The following is a 6,847-nucleotide window of genomic DNA, read 5'->3' as shown; positions in this document are numbered from 1 at the left end:
TGCTGCTGTCGGGTGCGCTCGGCGCCGTATCGGAAAGATTGCGCGATGAACCCGCACACGAGCCGCGTCTTTTGGGCATGCCGGCCGGACAGGCGCTCGCGCTCGTCACGAGTGCGGGACTGATCGGCACGCTTGGCGAGGTCGCATTACTGCATTTTCGCGGCTCGTTCCAGAACCCGGCGATGTATGCGCCCATCGTCGTTCCACCCGTCGCGTCCGCGCTGCTGCTTCACACCGCGCTGGCGACGCCGCGTCCGCGATGGTTCACGCGTTTCTGGCTGCGTATGACGACGGCGTTGGGTTTCGTCGGCGTCGGCTTCCATGCGCGAGGCGTCGCCCGCGCGCGGGGCGGCTGGCGCAACTGGAGCCAGAATCTGTTCAACGGGCCACCGCTGCCGGCGCCGCCGAGCTTCTCCGCGCTCGCGCTGGCGGGGCTCGCCGCGTTGCGCCTGCGGGAGACCGAAACATGACAACGCTGCCCCGCTATCCCGGTTACGACGTGCTGAACAAGCGCGACACGCCATCGTGGGATGAAGTCACCCGCAAGGTGATCGACGAACGGCTTGCGACGCCGCGCGAGCCGCGCTTTTTCGATGCCGTCGAATGGCCTGCCGTGTGCGCGCTGTGCGCGTCCATCGTTCCGCAACCCGACGGGCAACCGAGCGTGCCGGTGGCCGCACTGGTCGACGCGCGCCTCTTCGAGAACACGGGCGACGGCTATCGCGACGCACGCCTTCCGCCGATGCGCGACGCGTGGCGCATCGGTCTTCGCGCGCTCGACGCCGAGAGCCGCGCACGCCACGACTTGCCGGTCGCCAGCATCGACGAGAACGCCCGGCGCGCGCTGCTCACCGACATGCAGCAAGGCAAGCTCGACCGTCCCGAATGGCTCGGCATGCCGTCGAAGGTGTTCTTCAAAGACCGTGTGCTGCACGACATCTGCGGCATGTACTACTCGCTTCCCGACGCATGGAGCGAGATGGGCTTCGGCGGCCCGGCCAATCCGCGCGGCTATGTGCGGATGTATTTCGACAGGCGCGATCCGTGGGAAGCCGCGCAAAGCAAGCCCGGTCACGAAGACGATGCATTGAAGGAGAATCGCCGTGTCCGCTGACAACCCGAAAGATGCCGCGCAGGTTCCCCGCGGCAAGGACGGACGCGCGCCCGACGTGCATCACGCCGGCGCGTGGATGCCGATGCGCGAGTACCCGCAGGACGAGGCGGTCGATTTCGTCATCGTCGGTACCGGAGCGGGCGGCGGCACGCTAGCTTGCCGCCTCGCGGAAAAGGGCTTCAAGGTCGTCGCGCTCGATGCGGGCGCGTGGTGGCGCCCGCTCGAGGAATTCGCATCCGACGAGACGCATCAGAGCAAGCTTTTCTGGACCGACGAGCGCATCTGCGACGGCGACAACCCGCTCAGGCTCGGCAACAACAACAGCGGCAAATCGGTCGGCGGCAGCACCGTGCACTTTGCGATGGTGTCGCTGCGCTTTCGGCCCGAATGGTTCAAGTCGCGTTCGCTGCTCGGCTATGGCGCGGACTGGCCGCTCGACTGGCGCGAGATGTGGCATTACTACGGCGAAGTCGAACAAGCGTTGAAGATCGCCGGGCCGGTGAACTATCCGTGGGGACCGAAGCGGCCGCGCTATCCGTATCGCGCGCACGAGATGAACGCAGCCGCGCTGGTGCTCGCGCGCGGCTGCGACGCGCTCGGCATCGACTGGACGCCCACGCCTCTCGCCACGGTTTCCGCGCCGCGCGGCGCCGCGCATCCCTGCGTGTATCGCGGCTTTTGCGTGGCCGGCTGCGCGACCAATGCGAAGCAAAGCGCGCTGGTGACCTGGATACCGCGCGCGGTGCGTGCCGGCGCCGAGATTCGCGATCTCGCGATGGTGGGCCGCGTCGTGATGGGCGACGATGGGCTCGCCACCGGCGTCGAGTATTTCCGTGAAGGACGCTGGCAATTCCAGCGGGCGCGCAATGTGGTCGTCGCCGGCTATGCGATCGAGACGCCGCGCCTGCTGCTGATGTCCGCGACCGACCGTTTCCCCGATGGCCTCGCCAATAGTTCGGGCCTCGTCGGCAAGAACCTGATGGTGCAGACCAATCAGGCCGTGTGGGGCACGATGGAGGAAGAAATCCGCTGGTACAAAGGGCCCCCCTCGCTCGCCGTCACCGAGCACTGGAACTATGAAGACAAGGGAAAGGACTTCTTCGGCGGATATGCGTACATGAGCCAGGGGCCGTTGCCGGTTGCGTGGGCCTCCGTGCAGAACGGTCGAGGCCTGTGGGGGCAGCCGCTTCTCGACGAAATGCAGAAGTACAACCATCAGGCCGGGCTGCGCATCGTCGGCGAGACAATGCCGCAGGAGCGCAATCGCGTCACCCTCGCAGACGAGAAAGATCAGTACGGCTTGCCGATCGCCCGTGTGACCTACTCGCTATGCGAGAACGACCGGCGTCTGATCGATCATTCGCTGAAGTTCATGAGCCAGGCGATGGAGGCCGCCGGGGGCCGCGATATCTGGGCGCAGACGGACGACACCGCGCACCTGAACGGCACCGCGCGCATGGGCGAGCATCCCGCCACCAGCGTGGTGAACGCGGACTGCCGCAGCTGGGACATCCGCAATCTGTGGATTTGCGACGGCTCGGTGTTTCCGACTGTCGGCGGCGTCAATCCGTCGCTGACGATCCAGGCCATCGCGCTGCGCACGGCCGACCGTATTGAAGCGCTGGCTGCACGCGGCGATCTGTAGCGCGCGGGACCCACGACAACGTGCGAGGCGACCCAATGGGCAAAGCAGCGGTTGTGACTGGCGCCGGTCGATGAGCCGCGCAATCGAGGACTATGCGCTGCTAAGCAACGGCCAGACCGCCGCGCTGCTCGGCCGCGACGGATCGATCGACTGGCTATGCTGGCCGCGCTTCGACGATGACGCCTGTCTCGCGGCTTTGCTTGGCACGCCGGAGAACGGGTGTTGGGAGCTTGCTCCAGTCGAAGCGGTCGTGCGACGCGATCGACGCTATCAGGACGACACGCTCGTGATGGAAACCGACATCGAGACCGCGAGCGGCGCGGTGCGCATCATCGATTTCATGCCGGTCGACGATCACATCAACGCGGTGGTGCGCGTGGTGATGGGCTTGCGCGGCGTCGTCAGGATGCGCTCGAAGCTGCGCCTGCGCCTCGACTATGGCCTCGTTTCGCCGTGGCTCAACGAGGCCGATGGTGTCGTGCATGCGTGCGCCGGTCCCGACCACGTGACGCTACACGCAACGGTGCGGCACAGCTTGCAGGACGGATCGATCGACGCGGAATTCGGCGTTGCGCAAGGCGAAGAGACGGCCTTCGTGATGACGTATCAGCCTGCTCATGAGCCTTCACCCCGGCCTCTGAATGCGAGCGACGCGTTGCAGTCGACGCTGCGCTACTGGCGAGGCTGGATCTCGCAGTTCGACGACAGCAGAACCGCGTGGCCGCACGCAGTCAGGCGGTCACTGCTGACGCTCAAGGCGCTGACTCACCGGACTACCGGCGCGATGGTCGCCGCGCCCACCACGTCGTTACCGGAGGCGCCTGGCGGCTCGCTCAACTGGGACTACCGATACAGCTGGCTTCGTGACACCTGCTTCGCGCTGGTTGCGCTCAGCAATGCCGGCTTCAACGCGGACGCGCACGCCTGGCGCGACTGGCTTGTCCGCGCGATTGCAGGTTCGCCGGCTCACATTCAAATCATGTACCGGGTGGATGGCGGCCGCCATCTGCGCGAGTGGACGGTCGACTGGCTCGCGGGGTACCGGTACGCGACACCGGTCAGGGTCGGTAACGCGGCCGCGACTCAGGAACAGGTGGATGTGCTCGGAGAAATCATCGATTGCCTCGACGTCGCGCGGCGTAGCGGCCTTCCTCCCAGCGCTGAGGACGACGAGATAGAGGCGCGCCTGATCGGGCGAGTGCAGGCGCAATGGAATTCGCCCGGTGCAGGCATCTGGGAATCGCGCTCGAAACCGCGGCACTACACCTATTCGCGCGTGATGGCATGGGTGGCGCTGGATCGTTTTCTCAGCAAACGATCCGCTCAAACGCCTGCGTCGCCGCTGGTCGAGCGGCTTGCCTCACTGAAAGCGCTGATCCACGAGGAGGTTTGTCGAGAAGCGTGGAACGAAGGTCTTGGCGCATTCACGCAGTACTACGGTAGCCAGGAGCTCGACGGCAGTCTTCTGCTGATGCCGCTCGTGGGCTTCCTGCCTGCGGACGAGCCTCGCATGGCATCCACGATCGAGAGAATCCGGATAGACCTGTCGGAGAACGGACTCGTCCGACGCAAGCAGGCGAGCGCGGACGGACCGCGGGAAGGCGTTTTCCTCGCGTGCTCCTGCTGGATGGCGGACTGCCTTCAGATGCAAGGGCGCGAGACCGAGGCGCGCGAACAGTTCGAGCGGGTGTTGGCCGTTGCGAACGACCTCGGGCTCCTGGCCGAGCAGTACGACGCACAACGGCGCGAGTTAATCGGAAACTTCCCTCAAGCGCTCACGCATATCGCAGTCGTCAATACGGCGTTAGGTTTATGTGGACCGACATTGCAGCGTGGCGGAGGTTGATGCGAACGGCCGCCCACCGATGATGCCTTTCGCCGGTATGCGACGCGCCGTAATGCAAGGGGATCGAAAGCGATCTGCTCAGCCATCGCCGGAACCTGATCGCCGAAGGAAGAGATCGAAATGACACAGTGGTTCACCGAACTGGTCGGAAGCCAGGGCCATGTGACAGTGGCACAGGAATGCGCTCGCGCTACGGTGGTCTTTTTCTGGGGACTGCTGCTCGTGCGGGTCGGCGGCCGCCGGATCTTCGGCAGGTGGGGAGCGATCGACATCGTCGTCGCCATTGTCGTCGGGTCGAACCTGAGCCGGGCCATCACTGGAAACGCCCCGTTCATTGGCACACTGCTCGCCACCGCGTTGATGATCGCGATACATTGGGTGCTGGCGCATCTCGCCGCCCGGTACAAGCGATTGACGTTCATCACGGAAGGCAATCCGGTACATCTGATCTCCCGCGGCGTACCGTGCAAGCGGATGCTGCAGCGAAATGGCGTATCCGCAAACGATATTAACGAGGCATTGCGTCAAAACGGCATTGCCCGGATAGAGGACGTCGGCGATATGACGCTCGAACCAAACGGCAAGATTAACGTGAGCCCCCGCCCGAAGGCATCGAGCGCGTGACTTGATTCGCCACGCTCGTTAAGCAGCGTCCTAGCTGCCGATGGATTCGACAATGAGCACCCGCCAACCTGCGTCGCCGCGGGCCCGGGACGCTGATGAGCCATTGCAGGTCGAGGTTCTCCTGTTCTGAAGCCAGGGACGCTGTGTCGCACTGCTTGCCGCGCGTCCGGCGCTCGGCCAGGAGAAGGAGGAGCCCGCGACGCATAACACGCTGGTGGTGTTCCGTACCGAAACCGGCCAGAACCTCGACAACAAAAGAACCTTCGAAGTCGTCGATCAAGGCAACGACCTTGCATTGGAAGGCGTCGCCACCCTTGGCCTGAAGACGCCCGACCTCGGTGGCCGGGGCGGCGAGTGGGTCCGCGGCGTGGTGGCGCAGTCCGATGGCCAGTTGGTCGAGATGCGTGTGCGCCTGCTCAACGACGGCACGCTAGTCGTGAATCTGCCGTCCAACATCGCGCAACAACGCGACGAGGACGCGGCGAGCTACGGGCTGGCCGTGGCCAAGAAGCAGCTCGGCGTGCATGTGCAGGCCATCAAGGCCGTGGTGCTGGAGGCGTCGAACAGCCAGCAAGGCTGATCTCGATAGGTAGTTCTGCGATGACCAGGCCGGTCCCGTCGAGTACGGGACCGGCTTTTTCACATCAGTCACTGCTGGTCCACAGCCGGAACCAGCACGCCAACCTATGTCGTGACCCCGGCAGAAGCAACGAGACATCGGAAGCACTTCTGTCACCGAATGGGCTGTGCGATCAATGCATCGAGAAGCGCGGCGTAGGTGGCGACCAGTTGTCCGTTATCCGGCAAATAGCGGTCGATCAACCCGCGCTGCCGCCACCGATACGTCGACGCGTGTGCATCGTGCGTGTCGATCACCTCTATCACGCGCCGCGCGCCCGCGTCGACATCGTTGCCGGGATAGTAGTAGCCAAGATCGTCGCAAAGCGATGCGTTGTGCACCAGAGGAAAGCCTTGCCAGCATACTTCCAGATAAAAGTAGTTGAGCGGATTTTCCATCTGGTGCGAAACGACGATGTCGGTATGTTCGGCCAGAAAGACCGGTGTGTCGTGACGACCGAGGAACACCGCCTTGTGCTCCTTCACGATATCCAGCTGATTCATCAACGTGATGAACTCGAGGCTTTCCGTGGCAATCGCATCCGCGTTGGTCACCTGCAGCATCTCGATGCTGGCGGGCCGCTCGCGGTAGGCCAGTTCGGCGATCAGCGCCGGGTACAGACAGAACTTCACGACATCGTGGTTCGGCTCCATCACGCTCAGACGCTTCGCACCGGACCGTGGGCGGTATTCGCCAGCAGCGGGAAGCGTCGCGATGCGCTCGTCGACAAACATCGGGCTCCATACGAACGGCACGACGCGAGCGCGCTGGCGCCGCAACACCTCGAAGTACGAGCGGCTGATATCGGCGACCTGCGGAATGATCCAGATGTCGTCGTAACGCTGATTGACGAACAAATGCTCACCCCAGAGTCGCCGGCGAAACAGCACGGACTCCATCGCCTGAATGTACTCGCAGCCGCAGCAATAGGAGACCAGCCGCGCGCCGCGCCGCTTCAGGTAATCGGTTTGCGCGGCGTCGATCTGGCCGCCGAGTTCG

6 protein-coding genes and 1 pseudogene are annotated in these 6,847 nt (G+C 64.4%); 6 read left to right on the top strand and 1 reads right to left on the bottom strand.

Annotated elements, in window-relative coordinates:
* The 6 genes and pseudogenes from VGH68_RS24650 to VGH68_RS24625 all read left to right on the top strand — a co-directional run.
* Nucleotides 1-470 (top strand): annotated as a pseudogene (locus tag VGH68_RS24650) (hypothetical protein); the annotation flags it as partial.
* Nucleotides 467-1,114 (top strand): gluconate 2-dehydrogenase subunit 3 family protein, encoded by a 648-nt coding sequence (locus tag VGH68_RS24645; RefSeq protein WP_331606326.1) that lies wholly within the window; start codon nucleotides 467-469, stop codon nucleotides 1,112-1,114. The pseudogene VGH68_RS24650 and the gene VGH68_RS24645, both read left to right, overlap by 4 nt.
* Nucleotides 1,104-2,759: a GMC family oxidoreductase gene (locus tag VGH68_RS24640; RefSeq protein ID WP_331606325.1), complete on the top strand. Its 1,656-nt coding sequence runs from the start codon at nucleotides 1,104-1,106 to the stop codon at nucleotides 2,757-2,759. Before VGH68_RS24645 ends, VGH68_RS24640 begins: the two co-directional genes overlap by 11 nt.
* 70 nt (nucleotides 2,760-2,829) lie before the next feature.
* Entirely contained in the window at nucleotides 2,830-4,605 is a 1,776-nt protein-coding gene (locus VGH68_RS24635; protein WP_331606324.1) for a glycoside hydrolase family 15 protein, read from the top strand.
* 120 nt (nucleotides 4,606-4,725) lie between these two features.
* Nucleotides 4,726-5,229, top strand: coding sequence for a DUF421 domain-containing protein (locus VGH68_RS24630; protein WP_331606323.1), 504 nt, complete (start codon nucleotides 4,726-4,728; stop codon nucleotides 5,227-5,229).
* 214 nt (nucleotides 5,230-5,443) lie between these two features.
* The gene (locus VGH68_RS24625; RefSeq protein ID WP_331606322.1) at nucleotides 5,444-5,809 is read left to right on the top strand and encodes a hypothetical protein; all 366 of its coding nucleotides are present in this window, start codon (nucleotides 5,444-5,446) and stop codon (nucleotides 5,807-5,809) included.
* Nucleotides 5,810-5,961: 152 nt separating this feature from the next.
* On the opposite strand, the gene VGH68_RS24620 is transcribed toward VGH68_RS24625, so the two are convergent.
* The coding region (locus VGH68_RS24620) for a DUF2827 family protein (RefSeq protein ID WP_331606321.1) at nucleotides 5,962-6,847 on the bottom strand (886 nt) is incomplete at its 5' end.

Source organism: Paraburkholderia sp., assembly GCF_036488505.1.
Classification (GTDB): domain Bacteria; phylum Pseudomonadota; class Gammaproteobacteria; order Burkholderiales; family Burkholderiaceae; genus Paraburkholderia.
This window is presented reverse-complemented; position numbering and strand designations above follow the sequence as displayed.